Origin of the sequence: Marinovum sp. 2_MG-2023, from assembly GCF_030548265.1 — a bacterium.
Lineage (GTDB): Bacteria > Pseudomonadota > Alphaproteobacteria > Rhodobacterales > Rhodobacteraceae > Marinovum.
Window position 1 is genome coordinate 176,928 of the sequence record NZ_JAUOSD010000004.1, and the last position, 24,867, is coordinate 201,794.

The 24,867-nt window shown below is 58.1% G+C and carries 24 protein-coding genes; 13 read left to right on the forward strand and 11 right to left on the reverse strand.

Going from position 1 to position 24,867, the window contains the following annotated elements:
* Window positions 1-342 precede the first annotated feature (342 nt).
* Entirely contained in the window at window positions 343-1,416 is a 1,074-nt protein-coding gene (locus tag Q4577_RS07055; RefSeq protein WP_303468999.1) for an ABC transporter substrate-binding protein, read from the forward strand.
* A complete protein-coding gene (locus Q4577_RS07060; RefSeq protein ID WP_303469000.1) occupies window positions 1,416-2,693 on the forward strand; it encodes a dipeptide ABC transporter ATP-binding protein in 1,278 nt (425 codons plus the stop codon). The genes Q4577_RS07055 and Q4577_RS07060 overlap by 1 nt, the downstream gene beginning before the upstream one ends.
* Before the next feature lie 125 nt (window positions 2,694-2,818).
* Here Q4577_RS07060 and Q4577_RS07065 read toward each other — a convergent pair whose 3' ends face one another.
* A complete protein-coding gene (locus Q4577_RS07065; protein WP_303469001.1) occupies window positions 2,819-4,027 on the reverse strand; it encodes an aspartate transaminase in 1,209 nt (402 codons plus the stop codon).
* A 37-nt stretch (window positions 4,028-4,064) separates the two neighbouring features.
* Window positions 4,065-4,739 (reverse strand): 4-carboxy-4-hydroxy-2-oxoadipate aldolase/oxaloacetate decarboxylase, encoded by a 675-nt coding sequence (locus Q4577_RS07070; protein ID WP_303469002.1) that lies wholly within the window; start codon window positions 4,737-4,739, stop codon window positions 4,065-4,067.
* Between the two features lie 229 nt (window positions 4,740-4,968).
* Here Q4577_RS07070 and Q4577_RS07075 point away from each other — a divergent pair, with 229 nt between their 5' ends.
* From Q4577_RS07075 to Q4577_RS07100, 6 genes are read left to right on the forward strand one after another with little or no spacing between them, the layout of a single operon-like run.
* Window positions 4,969-5,403 carry a biotin/lipoyl-containing protein gene (locus Q4577_RS07075; protein WP_303469003.1) on the forward strand — a complete coding sequence of 145 codons (435 nt, stop codon included), beginning with the start codon at window positions 4,969-4,971 and terminating at the stop codon, window positions 5,401-5,403.
* 13 nt (window positions 5,404-5,416) lie between these two features.
* Window positions 5,417-6,136, forward strand: a complete 720-nt coding sequence (locus tag Q4577_RS07080; protein ID WP_303469005.1) for a biotin carboxylase N-terminal domain-containing protein — start codon at window positions 5,417-5,419, stop codon at window positions 6,134-6,136.
* 4 nt (window positions 6,137-6,140) lie between these two features.
* A complete protein-coding gene (locus Q4577_RS07085) occupies window positions 6,141-7,118 on the forward strand; it encodes a biotin-dependent carboxyltransferase family protein (RefSeq protein WP_303469007.1) in 978 nt (325 codons plus the stop codon).
* Window position 7,119: 1 nt separating this feature from the next.
* Window positions 7,120-7,512 carry a hypothetical protein gene (locus Q4577_RS07090; protein ID WP_303469009.1) on the forward strand — a complete coding sequence of 131 codons (393 nt, stop codon included), beginning with the start codon at window positions 7,120-7,122 and terminating at the stop codon, window positions 7,510-7,512.
* Entirely contained in the window at window positions 7,509-7,640 is a 132-nt protein-coding gene (locus Q4577_RS07095; RefSeq protein WP_303469010.1) for a LamB/YcsF family protein, read from the forward strand. Before Q4577_RS07090 ends, Q4577_RS07095 begins: the two co-directional genes overlap by 4 nt.
* A 2-nt stretch (window positions 7,641-7,642) precedes the next feature.
* Complete coding sequence (locus Q4577_RS07100) at window positions 7,643-8,104, forward strand: SDR family oxidoreductase (protein ID WP_303567608.1); 462 nt, start codon at window positions 7,643-7,645, stop codon at window positions 8,102-8,104.
* A gap of 69 nt (window positions 8,105-8,173) precedes the next feature.
* Here Q4577_RS07100 and Q4577_RS07105 read toward each other — a convergent pair whose 3' ends face one another.
* Complete coding sequence (locus Q4577_RS07105; RefSeq protein WP_303469012.1) at window positions 8,174-9,082, reverse strand: AEC family transporter; 909 nt, start codon at window positions 9,080-9,082, stop codon at window positions 8,174-8,176.
* A 55-nt stretch (window positions 9,083-9,137) separates the two neighbouring features.
* Here Q4577_RS07105 and Q4577_RS07110 point away from each other — a divergent pair, with 55 nt between their 5' ends.
* Entirely contained in the window at window positions 9,138-9,407 is a 270-nt protein-coding gene (locus tag Q4577_RS07110) for a hypothetical protein (protein WP_303469013.1), read from the forward strand.
* Window positions 9,408-9,856: 449 nt separating this feature from the next.
* Here the strand turns inward: Q4577_RS07110 and Q4577_RS07115 are convergent, their stop codons facing one another.
* The 5 genes from Q4577_RS07115 to Q4577_RS07135 form a co-directional block, all read right to left on the reverse strand.
* Complete coding sequence (locus tag Q4577_RS07115) at window positions 9,857-10,927, reverse strand: flagellar basal body P-ring protein FlgI (RefSeq protein ID WP_303469103.1); 1,071 nt, start codon at window positions 10,925-10,927, stop codon at window positions 9,857-9,859.
* A 37-nt stretch (window positions 10,928-10,964) separates the two neighbouring features.
* Entirely contained in the window at window positions 10,965-11,975 is a 1,011-nt protein-coding gene (locus Q4577_RS07120; RefSeq protein ID WP_303469014.1) for a flagellin, read from the reverse strand.
* Window positions 11,975-13,432 carry a flagellar hook-associated protein FlgK gene (gene flgK, locus Q4577_RS07125; RefSeq protein ID WP_303469015.1) on the reverse strand — a complete coding sequence of 486 codons (1,458 nt, stop codon included), beginning with the start codon at window positions 13,430-13,432 and terminating at the stop codon, window positions 11,975-11,977. Before flgK ends, Q4577_RS07120 begins: the two co-directional genes overlap by 1 nt.
* Window positions 13,433-13,460: 28 nt before the next feature.
* Window positions 13,461-14,759 carry a flagellar hook protein FlgE gene (locus Q4577_RS07130; protein WP_244684039.1) on the reverse strand — a complete coding sequence of 433 codons (1,299 nt, stop codon included), beginning with the start codon at window positions 14,757-14,759 and terminating at the stop codon, window positions 13,461-13,463.
* Window positions 14,760-14,842: 83 nt separating this feature from the next.
* On the reverse strand, window positions 14,843-15,700 hold the full coding sequence (locus Q4577_RS07135) for a flagellar motor protein MotB (RefSeq protein ID WP_244684036.1): 858 nt from the start codon (window positions 15,698-15,700) through the stop codon (window positions 14,843-14,845).
* Window positions 15,701-15,904: 204 nt separating this feature from the next.
* Between Q4577_RS07135 and Q4577_RS07140 the strand changes: the two genes are divergently transcribed.
* Window positions 15,905-18,025, forward strand: a complete 2,121-nt coding sequence (locus Q4577_RS07140; RefSeq protein ID WP_303469018.1) for a YjbH domain-containing protein — start codon at window positions 15,905-15,907, stop codon at window positions 18,023-18,025.
* Window positions 18,026-18,027: 2 nt separating this feature from the next.
* Window positions 18,028-18,705, forward strand: a complete 678-nt coding sequence (locus Q4577_RS07145) for a YjbF family lipoprotein (protein WP_244684015.1) — start codon at window positions 18,028-18,030, stop codon at window positions 18,703-18,705.
* Window positions 18,706-18,837: 132 nt separating this feature from the next.
* Here Q4577_RS07145 and Q4577_RS07150 read toward each other — a convergent pair whose 3' ends face one another.
* The 3 genes from Q4577_RS07150 to Q4577_RS07160 all read right to left on the reverse strand — a co-directional run bounded on the left by Q4577_RS07150 (window position 18,838) and on the right by Q4577_RS07160 (window position 22,348).
* Window positions 18,838-20,721, reverse strand: coding sequence for a nucleoside-diphosphate sugar epimerase/dehydratase (locus tag Q4577_RS07150; protein ID WP_303469019.1), 1,884 nt, complete (start codon window positions 20,719-20,721; stop codon window positions 18,838-18,840).
* Window positions 20,722-20,870: 149 nt separating this feature from the next.
* Window positions 20,871-21,515: a sugar transferase gene (locus tag Q4577_RS07155; protein ID WP_303469020.1), complete on the reverse strand. Its 645-nt coding sequence runs from the start codon at window positions 21,513-21,515 to the stop codon at window positions 20,871-20,873.
* Window positions 21,512-22,348, reverse strand: coding sequence for an NAD(P)-dependent oxidoreductase (locus Q4577_RS07160; protein WP_303469021.1), 837 nt, complete (start codon window positions 22,346-22,348; stop codon window positions 21,512-21,514). Before Q4577_RS07160 ends, Q4577_RS07155 begins: the two co-directional genes overlap by 4 nt.
* A gap of 119 nt (window positions 22,349-22,467) precedes the next feature.
* On the opposite strand from Q4577_RS07160, the gene Q4577_RS07165 reads away from it, so the two are divergent.
* Window positions 22,468-23,586: a polysaccharide biosynthesis/export family protein gene (locus tag Q4577_RS07165; RefSeq protein ID WP_303469104.1), complete on the forward strand. Its 1,119-nt coding sequence runs from the start codon at window positions 22,468-22,470 to the stop codon at window positions 23,584-23,586.
* 53 nt (window positions 23,587-23,639) lie between these two features.
* The gene (locus Q4577_RS07170; protein ID WP_303469022.1) at window positions 23,640-24,866 is read left to right on the forward strand and encodes an MFS transporter; all 1,227 of its coding nucleotides are present in this window, start codon (window positions 23,640-23,642) and stop codon (window positions 24,864-24,866) included.
* Window position 24,867: the final 1 nt, after the last annotated feature.

Consider the following 24,867-nt stretch of genomic DNA (forward strand, 5'->3'; position numbering starts at 1 on the left):
ATCATTGGCGATTGTCGGCCTGTTTGCCGCGCTGCGCGTGGTTGTCTGGTGGGATAGGTCCGTTCCCCTGCGCCTTGGGGCACACAATTTGACCCGAACACCCAAAGCCTGCCCCGGTCTAGAAAACCCCGGATCCGGGCAAGGCGTCGTTGCCACCAAAATGGAATGGTCCCGCGCAACACCACCCTGCCCATCGCGAACGGCTATGTCATCAGTCCCGATCGGAATTGGCGCCCCGGCGGGCCAAGGCCCCACACTGAACACCATCTCGAACCCAACCCGCAACGGGAAATGCCCAAGGCGGGTTTGGGGGCGGGCATGTTCCAACAGGGGAGACCTCAAATGCCAAGCAACACAAAAACCAAACGGCACAACACCACCCGCAGCCTGGCTGCGGCCCTACTGGCAAGCACCTTTCTTGCCACCGGAATGGCGCAAAGCGCCGATGCACAAGAGCGCGTGGTCATCGCGATCAGCCCGCTGGGCGCAGATGCCAACCTTTACTGGACAACAACGGGCGCTTTCATCCTGCCGTCGCTGCAAACGCTGATGGGGCAGGACCCCGACACCGGCAAATACGACAACAGCGGGCTTGCCGAAAGCTGGGAACACAACGAGGATTTCACCTCCTGGACCTTCCGGCTTCACCCCGAGGCGCAGTTCAACGACGATTGGGGCCCCGTCACATCCGCCGATGTGGTGCACAGCTTCAATCTTCACATCGGCGATGATGCAAAGCTGAGCGGCATCAGCCTGTTCAAACAGATCGAAATCACCGCGGTTGATGATCACACCGTGCAATTCGACCTGCCCGCCCCAGAGCCGAATTTCCTGTTCTCGCATGCCGGGCGCGGTTCCCTGGCGATTTACAGCAAGGCACAATACGAGGCCGAGGGCATCGAGGGTTATGAGGCCAAGCCGGCAGGCTCCGGGCATTTCCGCTATGAAGGCCGCGAAGTTGGTCAATCGATCCTGTTCAGCACAGTCGAGGATCACTGGTCCGGCGCCGATCCGGAATTCGACGAGATTGAATTTCGTTGGGTCAGCGAACCTTCAACCCGTCTTGCCATGCTTTCGGCCGGAGAGGCCCATGCCGTCACCCTGCCCCGCGATCTGCGCGACGACGCCGCAGAGGCCGGACAGACCGTGATCGATTCCAGCGCCGGCGCGATGCAGACCACCATGCTGTTCACCGGCCAGTTCATGAATCCAGAGGCCGAGGAAAACCGCGATGCGCGCAGCTATGCCTGGGCCGATCAGCGCGTGCGCGAGGCCATTCTAGAGGTTCTTTATGGTCAGGGCGTCGGCAAGCTGCCGGTTTATACCATGGACCCACGGTTTCCCGGCTATTCCGAAGGTCTGGCAGACCCCATGATTTTGGTATCGTCGCCAACCTGTATCACCGCATTCTGGTGATGTATGCTGGGCGGATCGTCGAAGGCGGCCCGGTGGACCGGATCTTTGCCCGTCCGGCCCATCCCTATACCGAGGCGCTGATTGCAGCGGTCCCGAAACTCTATGGTTATCAGGGCAAGCTGCGCACCATTCCCGGCCAGCCACCGGCGCCGACGGATGTTGTCATCGGTTGCCCCTTTGCACCGCGCTGCGACAAGGCCGATGACCTCTGCCGCAGCGAAGCGCCCCCCACGGTTGACGGCGGGGGCGGATCACAAGGCAAGCTGCTGGAAGGTGGAACAGGCATGACAATGGAACCGATACTTGAAGCCCGCGATCTGACCCAGGAATTCACCCTGCAACAGGGTCTTTTCGGCGGCCAGACCCATCGCGTCAAAGCGGTCAGCGGCCTGAATTTCCATATCGGCAAGGGCGAAACCCTGGCGCTGGTTGGTGAATCCGGCTGCGGCAAGACCACAACGACCCGGCTACTTTTGCGGCTCCAAACGCCGACACGTGACACCGTGCGCTTCGGCGGCGAGGATATTCACGCCCTTTCCGGCGGCGGATTGAAACGGTTTCGATCGCGGGTCCAGGCGGTGTTTCAGGATCCCTGGTCTTCGATCAATCCCCGCGTCCGTATTCGCGATTTTGTGGCCGAACCGCTGGTGGTCAACGAAAAGCTTACCGCAGGCGAAGTGGACCGCCGGGTGCATGAGGCGCTTGACGCAGTGGGGCTTGGCCCGGCTCATGCCCGCAAGTTTCCGCATGAATTCTCCGGCGGTCAACGTCAACGGATCGCCATTGCCAGCGCGCTGGTGTCGCGCCCGGATCTGATCGTTCTGGACGAACCTGTTTCCGGTCTTGATGTCTCTATCCGGTCGCAGATCATCAACCTGTTCAAAGACATTCAGCAGGAATACGGGGTCAGTTACCTTCTGGTCGCGCATGATCTCGCCACCACGCGATACCTCGCGGATCGGGTGGCGGTGATGTACCTCGGGTCGATTGTCGAAACCGGGGCGACGGATGATATTTTCGAAACACCCCGCCATCCCTATACAGAGGCGCTTTTGTCGGCGGCGCTGCCCAGTACGCCGGGCCAACGGCGCGCGGAAATTTCGTTGCGGGGCGAAGTTCCCTCGCCGCTTGATCCGCCGACGGGATGCGCCTTTCATCCGCGGTGTCACAAGGTGATTGGCGACATCTGCGCCCAGACCGCGCCGGAACTGGTCAACCGCGACGGATGTGATCTGCGCTGTCATCTTTATGCCAAAAGTCTTGATCAGGTGGCCTGATCCATCCGAGCCCAAGGTCCGCCCCCAAAGTCGCATCACGACAATGGGGGCGATACTTCAAAACCCGAAACCAAAAGCATGTTTACAGGATCACCCGCCGCCAGCCGCAGCTTTCGGATTTGGTGTCATGTCAGGGCCTTGCAGGCCGCTTCGATCCGGTCGCAACCGTCCTCCAGAACCGCCATCGAGGTAGCTGTGGAAATCCGAAAATGCGGCTCCATGCCGTTAGCGGCACCATGGATCGAGGCCACGCCGACGCTTTCCAACAGGTAGATCACGAAATCCAGATCGGTTTCGATTGTCTTGCCTTCGGGTGTGGTCTTGCCGATCACCCCGGCACAATTGGGGTAAAGATAGAATGCCCCGTCCGGCTTGAGACAGCTCAGACCGTCGATGGCATTCAACCGTCGCCAAATCCGATCACAGCGTTCGCGGTACACCGCAACCGTGGCTTCGACCCCGGATTGATCGCCCATCAACCCCGCGACTGCCGCCGCCTGACTGATCGAACTGGGACAGGAGGACGATTGCGATTGCAGTTTGTTGATCGCGCCGATCAGCTCTTTTGGACCAGAGGCATAGCCGATCCGCCAACCAGTCATCGCAAAGGATTTCGACACCCCATTCACCACCAGCGCGCGTTCGGCCAATTCCGGCACCGCCGCCGCAATCGAGGTGACAGGAAAATCGGCGTACCAGATGCGGTCGTAAATCTCGTCACAGAGCACAAACACCTGCGGATGTTTCTTCAACACCTCGCCCAGCGCGACCAATTCGGCGGCGGTATAGGCCACACCGGTCGGGTTCGAAGGCGAGTTCAGAACCACCCAGCGCGTCGCCGGGGTGATCGCCGCCGCAAGACGCTCTGGCGTCAATTTGAACCTGACCTCTTCGCCACAGGGAACAATCACCGGCGTGCCGCCATTGGCCACCACCATATCGGGATAGCTGACCCAATACGGCGCCGGGATAATCACCTCGTCCCCGGTTTCGACGGTGGCGGTCAGGGCCAGAAACAGGATCTGTTTGGCACCACCGCCCACACAGATCCGGTCAAGGTCGACATCCAGCCCAAGGCGGCTGGCATAATCATGCTGAATCGCCTGGCGCAATGCGACGGTGCCGTTCACCGGGGTATATTTGGTATCCCCAGCCCGGATCGCCGCAATCGCTGCGTCCTTGATCGTGTCTGGCGTGTCAAAATCGGATTCGCCAACCGTCAGATCGACAATATCACGCCCCTCTGCCTTTAGATCGCGGGCTTTCTGCGCTGCGGCTGTGCTTGGTGAAATTTTGATGTCCGTCACCCGACGGGCAAGTTTGATGCGGCTCACGATGGCCTCCTTCACGAACTTTTTTCGATGCGTTGGCTCAAAAATCCGTGGTCAGGCCCTTGGCCTTCAGCACCGCGTCAAGATTGCAAACGTCAATGATCGTGCGCCCGGATTTATAGGCTTCGATATACTCGGCTTCGGCCTTTTCGCGGTCGGCGGATTTCTGGGCCACTGCGGCGGCATCTTCGCGGCGCACCATGACCAGCCCATCGGCATCGCCACGGATGATGTCACCGGAACGGATTTCCTGACCGCCCACGATGATGGTGCCACCCAATTGGCCAAGCGTTTCCTTGACCGTGCCCTTGATGCAGACGCTCAGCGAAAACACCGGCAGGCCCAGTTTGATACGTTCCGCCGTGTCACGCACGCCGGTATCCGTGACCACGCCGGCAATACCCTTTGCGAGAAAGGCATTTCCCAGCACATCGCCAAAGCTGCCGGCCTCTTCGTATTCCCCTGCTGACACAACGATCACATCGCCCGGCTGGGCAAAATGAATGGCCAATTGCAACATGATGTTGTCACGCGGCGCGCATTCCACCGTATAGGCCGAACCACAAAGCGACATCGCCTGGTCAATCGGTTTGAGCCGCGAAGACAACGCGCCAAGGCGCCCCTGGGCTTCGTGGATGGTCGCGCTGCCAAACTCCGCGAGGGCGGCAACCTCCTCGGCATCGGCGCGCTCGAATTTTGTGATCACATGGGGCATCTGAAAGATCCTTTTTGTCTGGCAGAGCCGCGCAAAAGCGGATCGCGGCCCAATCTGACCGAATCTTAAAGAGCCAAAGTGCCACGGCATAAGAACGTCTGTGTCTGATGTGATCGGGTTTCGCGATGCTTGTGTGCCGGGTCATCCGAAACCGATTTGACATCATTCCCAATCGGCGATGATAGGTTTGAAGCATCAGAAATTACACAATAAGAGGCCCGTTCACCCCATGTCTGTCGACCCCCAGGACCTAATCGAAAAAATGGCATGGGCCGCCGAAAATGACGTGCGGGAACTGCTGTGCAAGATCGGCAGAACACAGGTGAAGATCCGCCGCGACACCACACATGGCGCGCCGAGTGATCCGGTTTCACAACCATCGGTGACACTTGCCAATATTGGAACCGATGCTGGCGACATCAAGGACGATGAAGCCCGGATTGCTGCGCCGATGGCCGGTTTGTGCCATCTGAAACCTGACCCCGAAAGCGCGCCATATCTGCGCGTCGGCGATACCGTCGAGGCCGGTCAAACGCTCTGTGTTATCGAGGCAATGAAGGTCATGACCGCCGTTCCAGCCCCCCATGGCGGGCGGGTTGCCGCAATTCTGGTGGCGGACGGCACATCCGTCACTGTCGGCACGCCGCTCGCGCGGGTGGTGTGACATGGGGCGCCGGATGGACACCGTTTTGATCGCAAATCGCGGCGAGATCGCCCTCAGGATCATGCGCGCCTGTCGCAGGCTCGGGCTGCGCACAGTCTGTGCTTTTTCCGAAGATGATCGGGGGGCCGGCTATCTCGATCTGGCGGATCAGGCGATTTGCATCGGACCTGCTCCGGCGCTGCAAAGCTATCTCAATATTCCCGCCCTGTTGGCCGCCGCAGAGGTGACCGGCGCGCAATTTGTGCATCCCGGCTATGGGTTTCTGTCCGAAAATGCCGAATTTGCCAAGGCTGTGGCCCAGGCCGTGCTGACCCTGATCGGACCCAGCGCCAAGATCATGCGCCAGATGGGTGACAAAGTCGCTGCAAAGCAAGCGATGATTGCGGCTGGCGTGCCCTGCGTGCCCGGATCGGCGGGCGTTCTGCCCGACGATCCCGACGCGCTGTTGCGCATGGCCAATGACATCGGATTTCCCGTGATCCTCAAGGCCCCCGGCGGGGGCGGTGGGCGCGGTATGCGCGTGGTGCAGGCCGCCGATGAACTGGCCGCGGCTTTTGCCATCACCCATCAGGAGGCCCGGCAATTCTTTGGCAATGGCGACATCTATATGGAGAAATACCTGCGCCATCCCCGCCATGTCGAAATTCAGGTGATTGCCGACCGCTACGGCACCGCGACCCTGCTGCGCTGCTCATGCCCGGCGACCGTATCCGCTTTAAACCGGCAGAGGTGATCGCATGATCGAGGTATGCGCCATTCCCCCCCTTGCCACGGTGCAGTATCTTGGCCGCCATGGTCATTGGTTTCAGGGGCTGGGCCGTGCCGGTGTCATGGACAGCCTCGCCCATCGTGCGGCGAATATTCTGCTTGGCAATGACGACTCTGCTGCCACGCTGGAAATTCCACTTACCCCGGCCCGGTTCCGATTCACCAAACGGCAGGCTTTTGCAATTGCCGGTGCGGTCTGTGGTGCCACATTGGCGGATCGCGCCCTGCCCCGGGTCTGGGCCGGTCACGCCGAAGCGGGCGACTGTCTTGACCTTGGTGGTATGACATCGGGCGCCCGCGTCTACCTTGCCTTGCCGGGCGGCATCGACGTGCCCAAGGTTCTGGGATCGCGCAGCACGCAATTGCGCGAGGCGTTTGGCGGTTTTCATGGCCGTGTTCTGGCCACCGGCGATCAACTGCGCGCATTGTCCGACAGCACGCATTTTCTGCCCAAAGGTGGCTTTGGCCTTGAACTGCCGCAGATACGCCCCGCCGACGACGCGGCGATCACCCTGCGAGCCCTGGTGGCAAGTGAATATGACGACTTTTCCGCCGAGGCGCAGCAGGCCTTTTGGGCGACACCTTTCGTTGTGACACCGCAAAGCAATCGGCAGGGCTATCGGCTTGATGGGGTTGCGCTGAACCGTGAGGGTCGCGGCGAACTGCGGTCACACGGGATTGTACCGGGCATCGTTCAGGTGCCGGGCAGTGGCGCACCGATCATTCAACTGGCGGATTCCGCCACTATGGGCGGCTATCCCAAAATCGCGGCGGTCATCTCAGCCGACCTCTGGCGTCTCGGTCAGGCCCGCCCCGGCGACAGTCTGCGTTTTGAACCTGTGGATCTGCCCACCGCGGCAGAGGCAGACCGCGAGATCAACAGAACGGTCGAAAGCTGGCGCAGCGAAGTCGCCAAAATATCCCAAAAACAGAGGAGCTGGACCTGACATGTTTCCCCAAAGCGACCTCAACCGGATAGTTGCCGCCATGCGCGCCAATGGGGTGACCTCTCTCGCGTTGCGCGACAATCACAACAAACTGCATCTCGATCTTGCCGCAGGTGTCGATCCGGCACCACAAACGCCGGCAAAACCGTTATCGCGTGACATAAAAAGCCCCGGCATCGGGCGGTTTTCTCCCCGTGGTGGCGACGATGGCCTGCCACGGCTTGACCCGGCGACACCTGTCTCACTAGGTGAGGTGCTTGGCTATCTTGGCCAGGGATCGGTGCGCCTGGCGCTTTGTTCACCGGACCACGGGGCGCTTTGTGGTCCCACCCCGGACGAAGGCCAGATTCTTGGATTTGGCGATGTCCTGTTCACACTGGAGCCGCACCAATGAAAATCGACATCAATTCCAACATGGGCGAAGGTTTTGGCCCGTATCGCATTGCCGACGATGCTGCCCTGATGGCCCATATCAGCTCTTGCAATCCGAAGCCTTCGACATCGACGAACAAATCGACGTAAATTTGCGCGCCGGACTGCATCTGGCGCGGCAGGTCCTGCCCGGCATGATGGACCGCGACAGTGGCCATATCGTCAATATTACCTCAATGGCCGGACATAATGAATTTGGCGGCCACATCGCCTATCATGCAACCAAGGCAGCCATGCATGTGGTGTCGCGACAGTTGCGGGTCGATGCATTTGGCCGCCGGGTGCGCGTGACCGAAATAAGCCCCGGACGCGTCGAAACCGACATTTTCGCGCATGTTGAAAAGATCAGCCCCGAAGAAGCAAAACGCAAGTATTTCGAAGGCTTCGAGATGCCGCAGGTGTCCGACATTGCCGATGCCGTGGAATACGCCGTTGATACGCCACAATATGTCAATATCGGCTTGATCGAGCTTCTGCCGACCTTGCAAGTTCCGGGTGGATTGCGCACCGGCAAACGGGTCGGTGACGAGGTGGTTTTGACCGGCAAAAAATAAGCGACACGCATTGCAGACGACGGCCGGGTTCCCAGGATCCGGTCGTTTTTCCATGTGGGGCCGCCCGTTTTAGCCGGGGGCAAAAATCATCAGGACCAGCGGGATTGTGATCGCTGCCGACAATGTCTGACAGGTCACAAGCCCCGCCATCAACGCGCCGTCACCGCCCAATTGCCGCGTAAGGACATAGGATGTTGGCGCCGTCGACACCGCCGAAAACACCACCAAGACCAGCGCCGTGCCGGCGTCGAGACCAAAAGCCAAGGCAACCAGCCAGGCCAGCATCGGCATGCCAAACAAGCGCAGCACCGTATTGCCCGCCAAAACCAAAAGATCGCGCCGCAGAGCCGCGGGTTGCAGGGCCGCCCCCACACACAGAAGCCCAAGCGGCAGGCTGGCCCGTGCCAGCAGATCCAGAAAGCTGCCCGTGCCATAGGGCAGGCCAAACCCCGTCAGCGCCACGGCAAATCCGCCGATACAGGCCAGGATCAGCGGGTTGCCGAATATTGTCTTCAGCAGGGCCACCGGCCGACGGGCCGGACCGGCCTCAGTCAGGGCCAGGATCGACAACAGGTTGACCAACGGCACCGCAATCGCAAGGTACACCGCCGCGCGGCCAACCGCCTCGGCACCGCCAAGGCTGCCGATGACAGCAAATCCAAGATAGGTATTGAAGCGGACAACCCCCTGAAATGCCGGCCCAAAGCGGGCGGCTGGGGTTGGCCGCATCCGGCGCGCCAGCCACAGCCCCCCAGCGGCAACCAGGATCGTGGCCACGGCCGCGGCACCCATGCGGGCCAGCGCGGGGTCACTTAATGGTGCACGGGACAGACTGGTAAACAGCAGCGCCGGAAAGAAAATGAAATAGGTCAGTTTCTCGGCACCGACCCAGAAATCAGGATGCGGAAACCCGGACCGTGCCAGCCAGAACCCCAGACCAATCAGCGCAAAAAGCGGCCATATTGTAAAGAAAAGCACGTTGTGTCACCGGAAATTCGGACAGATCCCTTTTCTTTAGAACCGTGCAAAAGCAATGTCACGGGTGTCGTCAATCCTGCATATCGCGCAACCGACGCTCAGCCAACAGATCGCCTACCTCGAAACGTATTTCAGCATTGTCCTGCTTAACAACAAGGATATAGGCGGCGTGAACAGTGAAATTCAAACCATACGCCAGGTGATTGAAACCGCCGCACGCCGCGCTGGTATCGGCCCATGTGCCGGGCAGATTTTCAAGCTGGACATCAAAACCGCGGGCCTCCGCCGTGGCAACGATCTCACCCAACAGATCCACGACGCGTGAAAACTCTGCCGGATCGGATGTCGCCCTTCAACGGTGCGTGCCTCAAAAGTGGTAATGCCATGCTCTACGGCGGTGCGGAAAATACTCTCCAAACTTCCCGGCGATGTAAGTGGGGCAATTTCGTTGGTAACGGCGGCAAGTTTCATCGGTTCACGCAGCTTTCTGTGTTTGGGAACAGGGATTGGGCACAACGCCGTCAATCGCCCCAAATATGCTCACCGCTGCCCTCAATTGGAAAATACCAATGAAGCATGTCGTCATACCGGAATTCTATGCAGATCCGCGGTGGTCGCACCGAGTGTCGGAAAATCAAAAGAAAAATCTTGGCGCCCGAGACACCCAAAGCAACGGCAAACGGCATGCGCGCCACCGGATTGGCCACCTAAGCCACTGAAATTATACATACCAGCCAGATGATGACTGATGTTCTCAATGCTTCCTGCGGTGCGCTAACGCACCACAAACTCTGCATGAAGCGCGCCGGCGGCTTTGATCGCCTTGAGGATGTCGATCATGTCGCGCGGTGACACCCCCAGGGCATTCAGGCCTGCGACCACCTCCGACAGGGATGTGCCATCCGGCACCTCCGCAAGATTGATGCCCGGCTCTTCCTCAATCTCGGCACGGGTACGGGGCACAACAACCGTTTCACCCTCGGAAAAAGGATTGGGTTGCACCGCGACCGGGGCCTCTTCGATCCGTAAGGTCAAATTGCCCTGGCTGACAGCCACCCGCGAAATTCGCACATCTTCGCCCATGACAATGGTGCCGGATCTCTGATCAACCACGACGCGGGCCTTTCGCTCCGGCTCGACCAGCAGGTTTTCGATACGTCCCAATGCGTGGGCGGTCGACGGCATCCGCGTCGCCCCGATGTCGAGTCGCACCGTGCCGGAATCCAACATCAATGCAACCTGCCGCCCAAAATTCCGATTGATGGCGGTTTCGATACGGGCTGCGGTGGTGAAATCCGGTTCGCGCAACGCCAAGCGCATCACATCCAGCGAAGAAAGATCAAAATCGACCTCCCGTTCGATCCGTGCACCGGCGGGAATGACGCCCGCCGTCGGCACACCAAATGTGACCTGCGCGGCATCGCCTTCGGCCTTGGCACCTCCGGAAATCACCGTGCCTTGTGCAACGGCATAGATCTCGCCATCGGCGGCATTCAGCGGCGTCATGATCAACGTGCCACCCAAAAGACTTTTGGCATCACCAATCGCCGAAACAGTGACATCAATCATACTGCCGGACCGGGCAAAGGGCGGCAGAGTCGCAGTGACAAACACGGCTGCCACGTTTTTCGGCCGAAACTGTTCACCCGTGACGTTCACACCCAACCGTTCGAGGATGTTGGTCATGATTTCTTCGGTAAATGGCGCGTTGCGCAGCCCATCGCCAGATCCATCCAGCCCGACAACCAAGCCGTAACCAACAAGGTCATTGCCCCGCACGCCATCAAATTCCACCAGATCCTTAATCCGGATCGGGCTTGCCGTGAGAAACGATGGCAGGATCAGAAAAAAGGCCGCGAAGAGAAGTTTTAAACGCACGAAGTCACCTCATGAAATCCAGCATGGTCAATCGCGATGCCCGCACGGTCACCGCATACAAAGTCTCGATCTGGGTTTGTACCTGTTCCAATCGGGTCGCGGATTCAAATGGATCGACCGAAAGCAAGGCGTTGCGCGACACCTCCAGCGCGAGGGCGGCAGATTCATTTCTGGTCCGGCTCTGTTCAATCTGTGACTGAACAAGCCCCAGACCAGCAATGGTGTCGGTCAATTCCGGTTGCAATTCCAACAGTGCACTGCCCGCCTGATTGACCATGACCACCTGCAAATCCTGGCTGAATCCAAGGGTTTGATCCCCTGCGAGCGCCGCCATTGCCACGGATTTCAGCGATTCTCGAAAAATCGGATCATCCGCACGGATCGACAGGCCAACCCGAACATCTTCTGACAGTTGCAATGGCGTGCCATCCACCGTGGATCCAACATATCCCAAGGTTTCGAAATCACCACCGGGGGTGTCAAACCAAGCGTCGAGCGCAGATTGAACACCAGTCAAAGTGGTTTCACCAGTGACCGCCGCGCGCAACCCCGACATCAGTTCAGAGGCGGGCGCCAATGCGCTGGTATCAAAAGACGCGCCTGCAAACAAAGATCTGTTTGCTGCATTGGTATTCAGTTGACCGACGATCGTGGCAAAGGACTGTTCCGCCTGGGCCGATGCGGTTTTCAGACCCTGTTGCCCCCCCGGTTGCGCCGCCAGAAACAAAGCTGATGAAAGCTCTACCGTCACGTCCTGGATAACCCCAAGCGAACTCTGCATCGCCAGGGTTGTCGTGTCACTCTCTGTGATGGCAAAGCGATAGCTGTCCAACATTTTCAAGCTGCGCTCGATGTCGTTCAGATGCGCGTAATCACCCTGAAGGTGGCTGCGGGTGTCCGCGGCCAAACCGGTGGTAAGCTCCATTTGCAGCTTCTGGGATTCTGTTTTCAGGTCGAATTGACGCTGGCGCAGCGCGAAACTATGAGACAGGTCGCCAAGTGTTGTCAGGTTCATCAGGTAATCCCCAAGAGAAGATCGTACATCTCATCGACAGTTTTCAAAACCTGTGCATTGGCGGCATAGGCTTTTTCGATCTGCAGAAGCTTCTGAAGTTCCGTGTCGGTATCGACACCGGATCGCAATTTCTGTTCGGTCAGCTCGCTGCTGCGGGCGGCTGCAAAGCTCAGGCGGTCTTCGGTTCTGGAAAGATCTGCGCCAATCTTGGAGAACAGGGTTGTCGTCAATTCAGAGGCGGTGGCAGCCAGCCCGGCCTGATCACCAGATGCGACGGTCAAATCCTCGTTCAGTCGGTCGATCATCGACAGAATGAGATCACCTTGTCCCGGCGGCCCGGGTATCGTGGCATAAAGACCATCGCGCAACCGCCACAACGCACCACCCGCATCCGGGTTCACCTGATCATTCAACGATAGACGACGGGCAAGGCCAACCTCTTCTGTGGTGTCAAACGCCTGGCCATTATCGGTAAACAAACCCGGATCATTCACCCCGATCGTTGGGTCCAATCCCGAACTCTGGAACCGCTCGACCAGATTTCGCGCCAACGCATCAACTTCGGCCTGATAAGTGACCAAAGTATCATCCCGCAGCTCAAACAAGGCCGCCATGCGACCGCCTTTGACCCTGCTGTTTTCGGATCCCACCGGAATGTCGATGCCATCAATGGTCAGGCCGGACAGCGCACCATTTTCCAACGACTTGAATTCAGTCACCATAGTGGCGGCAGTAAACTCAATTTCGGCTGCGTTTCCGTCCAACAGAACAGCGCCGGACGTTGTGACCAAGGCAACCGCCCCCCGATCACGGGGCAGGACACGCAATGGTACGATTTCAGAAACCTTATCAATGGCTTCTTGTCGAATATCATAAAGCGCCTGCGTATTGTCACCGGTCGACTCTGCGCGGGAAATCCGGGTGTTCAGCTCGACAATATTACTTAGATGGCTGTTCAAATCCGCAACCATCCGGCCGATCCCCTGGTCGATTTCGGTGCGCAAGCTCTGCACGCCCGAAGACGCCTGGGAAAAAGCAGTCACAAGATCATTTGCCTGGGAATAGACATCCTGCAACCTGTTCGTCAGATCCGGCCTGCTCGCCGCGGACACCAGCGCGGATTCAAACCGTGTCATCAAATCCGCCAGTGATCCCGCATCATCCGGCGCGCCGAACAATTCTTCCACCCGTGACAGATAGCTGGTGGTGGTATCGAGCTCTGATGTGCTGGCACTGGCGCGGCGCCATTCGTCCAGCAGGGTCGGATCGACGGAACGTGTGATTCCGTCGATTCTGACCCCGCCGGACGTGCCATTCACGCGGGAGGAAACTTCGATATTGCGCGTTGCGTAATTCTCGTTCGTGGCGTTGGCCAAATTGGAAGACACCAATTCGGCCGCCAGGGACGAGGCGCGCAACCCCGAAAGTGCATTGGATATTGAACCGGTGAAGGACATGGATCACCTCAAATCGGCGCGACGGCCGTTAACGTTTGATGTTGGTGGTTTCCTGAAGCATCTCATCCACGGTTTGAATAACCTTGGCATTGGATGAATAGGCCCGCTGGGTCTTGATCATCGAGGTCAGCTCTGTCGCCACGTCGGTGGTCGATTCCTCGCGCGAGAAGGATTTGATGTCGCCGGTTGGCCCCTCACCTGAATCCCACAGGAAGTAAGACCCGCTTTCTGGCGAGGCGCGATAGGTCTGCTGATCAAGCGCCTGCAACCCGTTGGGATTCGGCATATCGGCAAGCGGCACCTGGTAAAGCCGCTGAGTTTCGCCACTGTCATAAATCGCGTAAACAAAGCCGTTTTCATCCACTTCGACCGAGGTCATATTGCCAACCGAAGAGCCGTCTTTGGTAATCGAAATTGGTGCAAAACTGTCGGACAATTGCGACAATCCGCGCGTGTCCCCAACTGTGCCAATGTTGAAATTGATCGGCCCGCCGGCGACGGTTACCTCAACCGATCCCGTGGCGGGATCATAGGCGCCGCCGGACACCGTGGTGACCGATGCAATCGTGCCGCCAGTGGCGCGGCTGTTGTCAAAGGCGACAGTGTATTCCCCAACCACAGCGTCATCCTGGGCGGAATCGGTCATCACCATCGTCCATTCATTGGATGACCCGGTGGCCGGAACCGTTGGTGTGAACGACATTGAAATCGTCTGCGATGTGCCGAGATTGTCAAAATATTCGACCGAAAGCGAATATGGATCGCCAGATGACCCGGCATCGGTTGCCGTGGCCGGCAGATTGAGGCTCATATCGACTGTGGTTGTCGGATCACCGGTCAGATTCTGCGAAAACTGAATTGGTTCCAACCCATCGGCCGTATCGCGGGAAAACGCCGGGATCGTCCCATCGATGCCGGCAGGCCAGCCCATCAACACCAGCCCGGATGGGGTGCTGAGGTAGCCATCTTCGTCAATGCGGAAAGACCCGGTTGTAGTCAGCAGCATTTCCGCATCAACACCGTTGGACCGCACATCCCCCCCGGCGGCAACCGGCAACATGCCACGCCCACGCACCGCAAGATCGGTTGGATTGGAGGTGGTGACCAACGACCCGCCCTGATCAATCATCCGTTGTGTGCTGGTGCGGACGCCCCCGGCGGTATAGGTGCGCGAAGATTGGTTAAGGACCAGGGAATGAAAATCCGTTTCAACCCGTTTATATCCATAGGTCGAAGAATTCGCGATATTGTCGGAAATACCTGCCAATCGGGTGGCATTTGCGGTTAACCCCGCAACGCCCGCATTCAGGGAGGAGGAAATCGTCATGGACACGCCTTTCTGCTGCATCAAACTTAGATGCAACAGATAGACATCGCCCCTTAACGCTGACCTAACAGCTAAAATGCGCTCTAGTTTTGGTTCCGCAGAAAAATCACTTCCAACCGGCTGTTGCGCAGGGAAAGCGGATTTACCTCTGCCAGTTCCCGGTCGGCATGGCCGGTCACCCGCGCCACATCCCCCTTGGGCAGACCCTCTTGCTCCATCAGGTTACGAAAGGCCTGGGCCCGCTGAACCGATTGATCCCAACTGACATTTCGGCGCACGACAATCGGGCTTGTGGGCACATGGCCCTCGATTGCAACCGGGTTTGACACCGTTTTCGCAGCCTCGGCCAGCGCATCGGCCAGCACGGAAAGTGTCTCTGTCGGATTGCCAAGATCGTCAAACAGGCGGCTGTCCGGCAGTTCGAACAATTCAACCACAAGCCCCTCATCCGTGCTTTTCAGCACAACATGTTTCAGGGCGTTTTCGATAACCATGCTTTCACCACCATGGCCATAAAGCGCCTCTTTGATGGTATTTGCCCGCTCTTGAAATGCATCGTCATCGCCCTGGCCATTGTTTTCGCCCTGAGGATTGATCCCGGTATCCCCCCGCGCCTGGGCGCTATTGGTCGGGTGTCGGCTTGACGCGCCGGTGCCGTTTTGCGGCAAGGTTTCTTCGGAAAACACGCTGTCACCGCCAAAGGCCCCCGTGCCGCCGCCCGACACCCGGTTGACCGGAATGGTTGGCGCAAAATAATCCGCCAAACCCTTTCTTTGTTTTTCCGTTGTCGCGTTCAACAGCCACATCAAAAGGAAAAACGCCATCATCGCCGTGACAAAGTCCGCATATGCGACCTTCCAGGCACCGCCATGGTGCGCATCACTGGCAACAACTTTTTTCCTTTTGATGATCACTGGCGCGACGTTTCCGTCTACAGCCATTTTTCACCACCTATTTTCACCCACCTTTGGCAATATCAGGCCAGCTGTTACCGCTGCCTTAACACTTACAATTGGAACTTTTTTCGCCCTGGCAGATCGGCGTTCGGTATTTGCCACAATCCTGGGTTTCCCTTGGCAGCACGATGGACTTGTCCCGACATTACCCGTAGTAATCCAGAGAGTTTCAGCGGGCGGGACGTATTGATGCCAAATACTTTGAAAGCTACCCTGAAGGGCAGTGCAGCTGTGTTGCTGGCGGGCGCAAGCCTGTTTGCCGCGCCGGCCGGTCTGGCCGAAGGCATCCCATCATACAATCTGTATGGTGTGCCCGGTCTGATCGACATGCCGACGGCCAATGTATCGCCGGATGCCACGCTGAGCATCACGGCGGCCAATGCCGGAAACCACACGCGCGGCACGCTGAGCTTTCAGATCACGCCGCGCCTGTCCGGCAGTTTTCGCTATTCCGGGATTGCCGAATTTCCGATCGGCGGGTCGGTTGATGGCGTCTATTACGACCGCAGTTTCGACCTGCGCTACCAATTGCTTAAGGAAACTGACTACCTGCCCAGCGTTGTGGTCGGGTTACAGGATTTCATCGGCACCGGCATTTATGGTGGGGAATATCTGGTCGCGACCAAAGAGGTGCTGCCTGGGCTTGAGCTGACTGGCGGGATTGGGTGGGGCCGATTGGGTTCTCGCGATCCCTTTGGCTCAACGGGAACACGCCCGAATGTAGACATCGGCACGGGCGGAACGCCGACCTATGACCAATGGTTTCGCGGCGATGCCGCCGGCTTTGGCGGGGTCAGCTATTCACCCACCGAATTCCTGACATTCTCGGCGGAATATTCCTCCGATACCTATGCCCGGGAACAACGGCGCGGCGAGCATGAAGACGATTCGCCATGGAACTTTGGCGTGGATTACCGGTTCCGCGATGGCACGCAACTTTCGCTTTACCATACCTTTGGCAACACCTTTGGCGCGCAGATCTCTTTCCACACCAATCCGAAATCTGCGGCGACCCCGGGCGGACGCGAAACCGCGCCGGTCCCGGTATCGGTGCGACGGCCCGGCGCGGCAAATGACCTCGGCTGGACGGCTCTGCCCACAAACAGCTACCGGCAGACTCTGACCGCTGCGCTGGAAAATGATGAATTGGTGCTTGAGGGACTGACACTGGACGCCCGTCAGGCCACCGTGCGTCTGCGCAATCCGCGTTACGGCCAGGTGCCACAGGCCATTGGTCGCACGGCCCGCGCCATGACACGTGTTCTGCCCGCATCGGTGGAAACCTTTGTCATTGTGCCAGTGGTCGAAGGTATGGCGCTTTCTGCGGTCACGGTGCGCCGGTCGGATCTTGAAGCTTTGGAACATTCCGACAATGCCGAAATTCTGGCACGCGCGTCGATCACCGATGGTTTTGGTCGCGCGCCTTCGGCTTTTGACGAAGTATACCCACGGTTCGGTTGGGCGATTGCGCCTTATACGCAATTTTCGGTTTTTGACCCGGATAACCCGGCACGGGCTGACCTTGGCATTCGGGCCAGCGCAAGTTTCCGGCCGACCGCGAATTTGGTGTTTTCCGGATCGATCACCAAGAAGCTCGCGGGCAACCTGGACGAATCCAACCGGAACACCGGATCGGCCCTGCCGTCGGTACGCACGGAAAAGGCCCGGTATTCACAAGAGGGCGATCCCGCCATCGAGCGGCTGACCGTCGCACATTATGCCCGTCCCGGGACAAATCTGTATAGCCGCGTGACGGCGGGTTACCTTGAATCAATGTATGCCGGGGTGTCCGGCGAATTGTTGTGGAAACCGGTAAACAGCCGTTTGGCCCTTGGCGTCGAAATGAACTACGTCAAACCACGCGACTACGATCAGCTGTTCGGCCTGCGGTCTTCGGAAACCCGCGCTGGCGTGATCCCGGATTTCAACGGCCATGTGTCGGCCTATTACGACATCGGCAACGGGTTCCACGGCCAGCTTGATGTCGGCCGTTATCTTGCCGGCGATTATGGTGCGACAGTGACCCTGGATCGCGAATTTGCCAATGGCTGGCGCGTCGGGGCCTATGCCACCTTTACCAACGTTGATTACGATGACTTTGGCGAAGGGTCGTTTGACAAAGGCATCCGCGTGACCATTCCGCTTGGAAGCGTGTCCGGTTCGCCATCGACCGACAGAACCACTTTTGACATTCAATCGCTGACGCGTGATGGCGGGGCCAAGGTGCTTGTTGATGGGCGGCTTTATGAACAGGTTCGCGACTATCACCAACCACAAATGGCCAAGACCTGGGGCAAGTTCTGGAGATGAGCGTGAAACAAAAGATCCGGCGGAGTGGTTTCGCCCCCGTGGCCGCGTTGTGCGCGACGGCCTTGCTCGCGGCCTGTAGCGGTGGCGGCGAAGGCCGGGATGGCCCGGAACTCATTCGTAACGCCGTTGTGGAACGGTTTGGTCCCAACGGTCGTGGACCCGTGCGTGTTACCCCGGCCCAGGTTCAGCAATTGACCGCAAGAGCGACCAATGCGTTGATCTTGATCGACTTCCCCAAGACCCAGTCGAATGCCGTTCTGGTCCGTATTGGCCAAAACCGGTCTGTGGAAACCTATGCCACAGCAGCCCGCCAGACCTTGTCCATGGAAAATGGTCTGTTGCGCGGCACTCGCGGTATGGGCGGTGATTTGATGTCAGCTGATCTTGGTCGGTTGCCACAGTTGATCGCCCGCCGGCAATCCGGGTCGACACAGCGGGAAGTGCGGATTCTGAACGGCGAAGACATCACCGTGCGGCAGCAGTTCAGCTGCGACGTGGCTGTGACCGGAACCGGTGGCGCGCCGCGCGTGACCACAATGACCGAAAACTGCACCCAGCAGAACGGCAACATCCGCTTCACCAATACCTATGACGTGGATGGCCAGGGCCGTGTTGTCAGCTCTGATCAATGGGCCAGCAACTATTTGGGCCAGGTCAAGATTCAGCAACTGCGCTTCTGATCGTCTGGATCGCTCTCACTGCTTAGCTATGTGAGAGTGGTCGAGGCCAAGACCACCATTTCACCGATAGATCATGATGCCGCCCAACACATGTGGCGCGGCATTACGCGGGTCTGAGGAGCAACAAAATCCTCAGATGACCTCCAGCGTTCCTTCGGACTGCTGATTTTTGTCACGCCGACGCTCGACCCAGCGGGTGGCAATTTCATTTGCCGCATCACAATCATGCGCTGCCACCGCCTTGCGCACTTCGGCCATGACATTCGCCATTTCCAGCTCGGACAAATGGGTTTCCTGCGCGCGCAGAATTTTCGGGTGCGGTGTTGTCAGCATGTCGGTGCCAATCAACAATTCTTCCTCAAGCTTTTCACCGGGGCGCAAACCGGTAAACATGATCTCGATATCACCATTCGGATTGGCGGCATCCCGCACCTTGTAGCCGGCATTTTGGATCAGCTTGCGGGCAATTTGCCAGATCGAAATCGGCTTGCCCATGTCCAGCACAAAGACATCACCGCCGCGGGCAAACGACCCGGCCAAAAGCACCAGACGCACAGCTTCGCTGACGGTCATGAAATAGCGGGTCACATCGGAATGCGTCACCGTGACCGGCCCGCCTTTGGCGATCTGATCCTGAAACAGCGGGATGACCGACCCGGAAGAGCCAAGCACATTGCCAAACCGCACCATCGAATACATCGTATGTTCAGACCGGGTGGCAAGATCCTGAATCAACATCTCTGCCAGCCGCTTTGTCACGCCCAGAACACTGGTCGGGCGCACAGCCTTGTCCGTGGAAATCAGGATGAACCGTTCCACGTGATTGCGCCGCGCAGCATCCGCCAGCAATTTGGTGCCGATGACATTGTTGCGCATGCCTTCGATGGTGTTCAGCTCCAGCAACGGCAGGTGTTTATACGCCGCTGCGTGCAACACCACATCAATATCGTGATCGCCGAACACCCGGTCCACAAGACCCTGTTCACAGATCGAGCCCAGCACCGTGACGATTTCCACACCGGGATTGATCGACGCCAACCGCCGCTGGATATTATACAGCAGCAGCTCCGAGTGATCGAAAAGGATAACTTTTGATGGCTGGCAGCTTGCGATCTGACGGCAGAGTTCCGATCCGATTGATCCCCCTGCCCCGGTGACCATCACACATTTGCCTTCATAGGCGCCGCTCACCCCGGGCAATTCTGCCTCGAGGTGGTTGCGCCCCAGCAGTTTGGAGAAATCCAGCGGTGTGGTCGACACCGGGCCGCTTTGCGTGATCAACATCTGGGCAAAGGACGGCATGATATGCACTTCGCAGGACAGATGGCTGAGCTGATGCGCGATGCGCGCCTTGTCAGCCTCGCTTGCGGAGGGCATCGCCAAAATAATCCGGTCAATTCGCAGGTTTTCAACCATACGCTCCACCCGGCTGGACGGGGCGACCTTGAAGCCCGCAATTGTCAGCCCGTGCATCGCCGGATTGTCATCGACAAACCCGACAAGCGACAGTTCAATATCAGTCAACAACGCTGATGCCAGCTGTTGCCCTGTGCGTCCAGCACCGTAAATCAACACCCGTTTCAAAGACTTGCCGCGACGATAGATCCGGATCACCACCTCGCGCAGGATCAGGCGAATGCTGGCAGAGGAAATCAGCAGGATCATGGATGCGATGACAAATAGCTGGGGTGAGATACGCGAGCCAATCATCACTGAGGTCAAAAGCCCGGACACGCCAACAGCCGCCGCAACCAGGGCGGTCTGTAAGACACCCTTAAGCTCATATGAGATAAGTTTGGTTCGGTGCAGGTCGAAATAGAGCACCACGGCCAAGGCAACCGGACCCATCACAGCCAAATAAGGCAGACTTGCGCGCAAGACCTCGAAAGACGGAACCTGGCCCACCAAAAGCGAATTGGCCCCCACAAAGGAAAGCACAACAAGACAAAAATCGATCGTTGCAATGATCACAGCCTTCTGGCCACGGCTCATCCGAACCAATAGACTGTATAGCATTGGCATTCCCCAGGCAGTTGCGACACCGATCAGCAAGGACAGCGCAGACTTACATATCGGCGTATTAGTCACTGTATCGTGACAGGTCTATTCGGGCTAGATTCGTTCTCGCGGGTGCAGCATTAGCGCCACATATGGCAATTTTCCGCCTATTTGCCCGGCAAACCGGCTGATTTACGCGACGTTCTTACAGGAATTGCGCGAAACACAGTGGCAAACATCAACCTAAGGTCGAAAAACACCGATTGATGTGCGGCGTAGATCAAATCCAGTCGGGCTTTGCGGGGCACACAGCGGCGGGAATAAACCGCATCGGTTTCTTCCGACGACTGACAGGGACGCAAGAGCATTTCTTCGTGGCGATGAAAGACCAAGGTCGCCAGACCGGTCACACCTGGCCGCGACTGCAGCACCTTGGAATAATATTCTGGAAACCGTTCCACATACATCCGCAGCGGCGGGCGCGGGCCGACAAAGCTCAGATCACCTTTCAGGATATTCAGAAGTTGCGGCAATTCATCCAATCGCTTGGCGCGCAGAAACTTGCCCGTCTTGGTGATGCGCTCGGATTTGTCACCGCCAGAGACACCGGTATTCTGGTCGGTTTTGGTCATTGTGCGGAATTTGTACAAATTGAATGGCACCCCCGGTGCTTTCATCCGCTCCGACACGTACAGAACCGGCGCACCATCCCGCCAATAGATCAAAAACGCCACCCAAAGGATAAGGGGGCTCAGCACAACCAGCAGAAACAAAGCACTGGCAATATCAAACAAACGTTTCTGTGCTGTCACGCCCCGCCCCCGTATTTGCGCCATTCCTGAACCAGTTCAACGGCATCCGTGCTTTGCGCCCCCAAGTCAACCAAGGCGTTCAATCGTCCGACATCCACCGCCATAACCGGCAGGGCCTCTTGCGGGGCGGCGCGCCATAACACTGGCCGATTCGCCGCGACCACAATATCCTGCATGGCAACCGGCGTTTTCCCGGCCACATTGATCACCTGCGGCAGGTGCTCTGTCGGTAAGGACACCAGTGTTTCTATCACCTGAGCCAAGGTTGACGGCTGCACGTAGCTGCGCCGGGGCCCGGTGCCATCGGCAAACTGATCCAGGGTGATAGGCCCATCACCGGCCAAGGCAGAAAACACCCCATCAGCGCCCGCGACATTCGCAATCCGCAAACACACAGATCGCGGCAAGGATTTGGAAACTGCCGTCTCCATTTGCAATTTTGCCCGCCCATAGGCGTTGCGGGGCACGCAAGGCGCGGATTCATCCAAAACCTGATCGGATGGCGTATAGACCGCAACGCTTGACGCATGAATGACGCGGTCAGCACCACAAGATGTGCCAATTTGTTGGGCAATGCGGGCCAAATCAATGTTTTCTTCGACCGGCGCGCCCCCGCCCGGCACCACACCCCACAACGCAACCACGGCATCGGCCCGTGGCAATTTGGCCACATTGTCACCCGGTGCCCATTGACAGTCCACACCACGGCCCGCTTTGCGCGCGACCCGGACAAAGATTATGTTTTCGGATGGTTTTTCCAGCCAGACCTTGGCCAGCATTTCGGCAACCCGCCCGGATGCGCCCAAGACCAAAACCGTCTTTTTCGTCCTCATTTGAGTCATACAAGCAATACTCTGAATTTTCTTCACCTCACACTCTGTTTATCATCGCCAAGAGCCGCTAGAAAGCGCTTGGACGATGCGACGGTGATCAGGAGAATATCTTCGTGAAGATGATGACGCGCCTTCTGGCCATTGCTTTGATGTTTGCGGTCTCTGCTTGTGGCAACCTGCCCCGCGGTGCCGCCTTGCAACGTGAAGTTATCCGCGAAGCAAACGCCGAAACGGCCCAATTCGATTTGGTGCCAGTCACCCGCGCAAATGCTGAATTGATTGCCAAATGGCCGGTGACCGGTTGGACCGGCGGGTTTCATTGGATCAAATCAAGCCGTGGTCCCAAGAGCCAGGTGCTGCGCACCGGCGACCGGATCGATCTTAATATCTGGGACAACCAGGAAAATTCCCTGCTGACCCAATCCGGCAACAATTTGGCGATATTGAACGGGTTGATGGTGTCGCCTTCCGGCACGATTTTCATTCCCTACATTGGCGATGTCGTGGTGAACGGGTTGACCCCGGACGGGGCCCGCAAACGCATTCAAAACGAACTGGCCACCATCGCGCCAGACGCCCAGGTCCAGCTGACCGCCACACCCGGCGTCGACAATTCGGTGTCTGTGGTTGGTGGCGTGGCGTCACCCGGAAGTTACCCGCTGCCGAACCGCAATACCTCTATTCTCAGTGTGATCGCCTCTGCGGGCGGTATCAATAACAGCTTCCGCAATCCAGTGGTATCCCTGCACCGTGGCAACGCGACATATTCGATCCCGGCCAAGGATCTGTTTGCCAGTCCAGACAAAAACGCCCGGCTTTATGGCGATGACAAGATTATCGTTCAACAGGACGAACGCGCCTTTACCGCACTTGGCGCATCCGGTTCGGAAAGCCTGATTTACTTCCCCAAGGAATATGTCACCGCGCTTGAGGCGATGTCGTTGATGGGTGGAATTCAAGATGACCGGGCCGACCCCAAAGGTATTCTGGTCCTGCGGGAGTACCCGGCAAAGGCCGTTGTTGCCGAACCCAAAGTGGGACCGCGCCAGCAACAAGTCATCTTTTCGCTTGATCTCACGACGGCAGACGGGTTGTTTGCCGCACGTAACTTCTTGATCAATCCCAATGACACTGTTCTGGCAACTGAATCGCCGGTTGTGGCCCTGCGCACCGTTCTGTCCCTGTTTGGGGCGGCGTTGAACACCACGACCCGGGTCGCCACAGCGGTTTCGAATTAACCTGTAATCCAGCGCGACTGCTCCGGCACGAACGTGCAAGAGGAGCAATCGCTTTGCGTGACCGATCTTTTTTGGTTGCTAACGCGCCCTGGTTGATGGCCGGGACGTTGCTGACCTTTTTGTCCAGCTTCGGCCAAACTTATTTCATTTCGATATTTTCCGGCGAAATTCGTGCGGAATTTGGCCTGACACATGGGCAATGGGGCGGGATTTATTCCCTTGGAACCACATTGTCGGCCGCGGTCATGGTCTGGTCCGGCGGGCTGACGGATCGGTTTCGGTCCCGATTGCTGGGGTCGGGCGTTCTGATCCTTTTGGCCTTGGCATGTCTGGCGATGGCTGTGTCCACTGTTTGGCTGTTGCCGGCGGTGATATTTGCCCTGCGCCTGACAGGCCAGGGGATGACAGTCCATATTGCCGCTGTTTCCATGGCGCGCTGGTTTGTTGCCTCACGCGGCAAGGCGCTTTCGATCGCCTCGGTCGGGTCATCGCTGGCCGAAGCGGTGATGCCGATCCTGTTTGTCGCCCTGTTGACGGTCTGGGATTGGCGCCAGCTTTGGGTTCTGTCCGCTTTGATCGCCATTGCCGGCGTGCCGCTATTGCGCTTGTTGCTGCGCCGCGAGCGTACACCGCAAAGCATGGCGGAAAACGATCAAAGCACAGGCATGAAAAACATACATTGGACCCGCGGCCAGACGCTGCGCCATCCATTGTTCTGGTTCATGGTGCCCGCGTTATTGGGCCCGCCGGCGTTCATCACGGCGTTTTTCTTTCAACAGGTCCATTATGCAGAGATCAAAGGCTGGACCCATCTTGACCTGGTCAGCCTGTTCCCAATCTACACCGGGTTTGGCATTGCGGCGATGCTGGGATCGGGGTGGTTGCTGGACCGTGTCGGCACCGGTCGTCTGATCCCATATTACCAATTGCCGATGGTTGTGGCCTTTGCCTGGTTCGCCATTGCCGGCTCGCCAATGTCGGCGCTGGTTGGATTGTTCTTCCTGGCGATGACCGCCGGGGCCAACGCCACATTGCCAAACGCCTTTTGGGCCGAATTCTACGGCACCGCCAATCTGGGCGCGATCAAGGCGATGTCCGCCGCTGTCATGGTGCTGGGATCTGCGCTTGGGCCGGGGCTGACCGGCGCTTTGATCGACCTTGGGATCGGCATCGAGACGCAATATCTGTTTGTTGCCGGCTATTTCATCTTTGCCACGGTGATGATGAAAATCGGCATCGCGCAGGTGGGTCATACCCAATCGAACAGATCAAAAGGCTAAG

Coding starts and splice junctions, on each gene's coding strand:
- Q4577_RS07080 (WP_303469005.1), top strand. CDS start 5,417: ATGGACACCGTTTTGATCGCAAATCGCGGCGAGATCGCCCTCAGGATC.
- Q4577_RS07150 (WP_303469019.1), bottom strand. CDS start 20,721: ATGCTATACAGTCTATTGGTTCGGATGAGCCGTGGCCAGAAGGCTGTG.
- Q4577_RS07070 (WP_303469002.1), bottom strand. CDS start 4,739: ATGCCCCATGTGATCACAAAATTCGAGCGCGCCGATGCCGAGGAGGTT.
- Q4577_RS07120 (WP_303469014.1), bottom strand. CDS start 11,975: ATGAACCTGACAACACTTGGCGACCTGTCTCATAGTTTCGCGCTGCGC.
- Q4577_RS07095 (WP_303469010.1), top strand. CDS start 7,509: ATGAAAATCGACATCAATTCCAACATGGGCGAAGGTTTTGGCCCGTAT.
- Q4577_RS07160 (WP_303469021.1), bottom strand. CDS start 22,348: ATGAGGACGAAAAAGACGGTTTTGGTCTTGGGCGCATCCGGGCGGGTT.
- Q4577_RS07130 (WP_244684039.1), bottom strand. CDS start 14,759: ATGACGATTTCCTCCTCCCTGAATGCGGGCGTTGCGGGGTTAACCGCA.
- Q4577_RS07135 (WP_244684036.1), bottom strand. CDS start 15,700: ATGGCTGTAGACGGAAACGTCGCGCCAGTGATCATCAAAAGGAAAAAA.
- Q4577_RS07090 (WP_303469009.1), top strand. CDS start 7,120: ATGTTTCCCCAAAGCGACCTCAACCGGATAGTTGCCGCCATGCGCGCC.
- Q4577_RS07110 (WP_303469013.1), top strand. CDS start 9,138: ATGTCACGGGTGTCGTCAATCCTGCATATCGCGCAACCGACGCTCAGC.
- Q4577_RS07075 (WP_303469003.1), top strand. CDS start 4,969: ATGTCTGTCGACCCCCAGGACCTAATCGAAAAAATGGCATGGGCCGCC.
- Q4577_RS07140 (WP_303469018.1), top strand. CDS start 15,905: ATGCCAAATACTTTGAAAGCTACCCTGAAGGGCAGTGCAGCTGTGTTG.
- Q4577_RS07085 (WP_303469007.1), top strand. CDS start 6,141: ATGATCGAGGTATGCGCCATTCCCCCCCTTGCCACGGTGCAGTATCTT.
- Q4577_RS07165 (WP_303469104.1), top strand. CDS start 22,468: ATGATGACGCGCCTTCTGGCCATTGCTTTGATGTTTGCGGTCTCTGCT.
- flgK (WP_303469015.1), bottom strand. CDS start 13,432: ATGTCCTTCACCGGTTCAATATCCAATGCACTTTCGGGGTTGCGCGCC.
- Q4577_RS07055 (WP_303468999.1), top strand. CDS start 343: ATGCCAAGCAACACAAAAACCAAACGGCACAACACCACCCGCAGCCTG.
- Q4577_RS07060 (WP_303469000.1), top strand. CDS start 1,416: ATGTATGCTGGGCGGATCGTCGAAGGCGGCCCGGTGGACCGGATCTTT.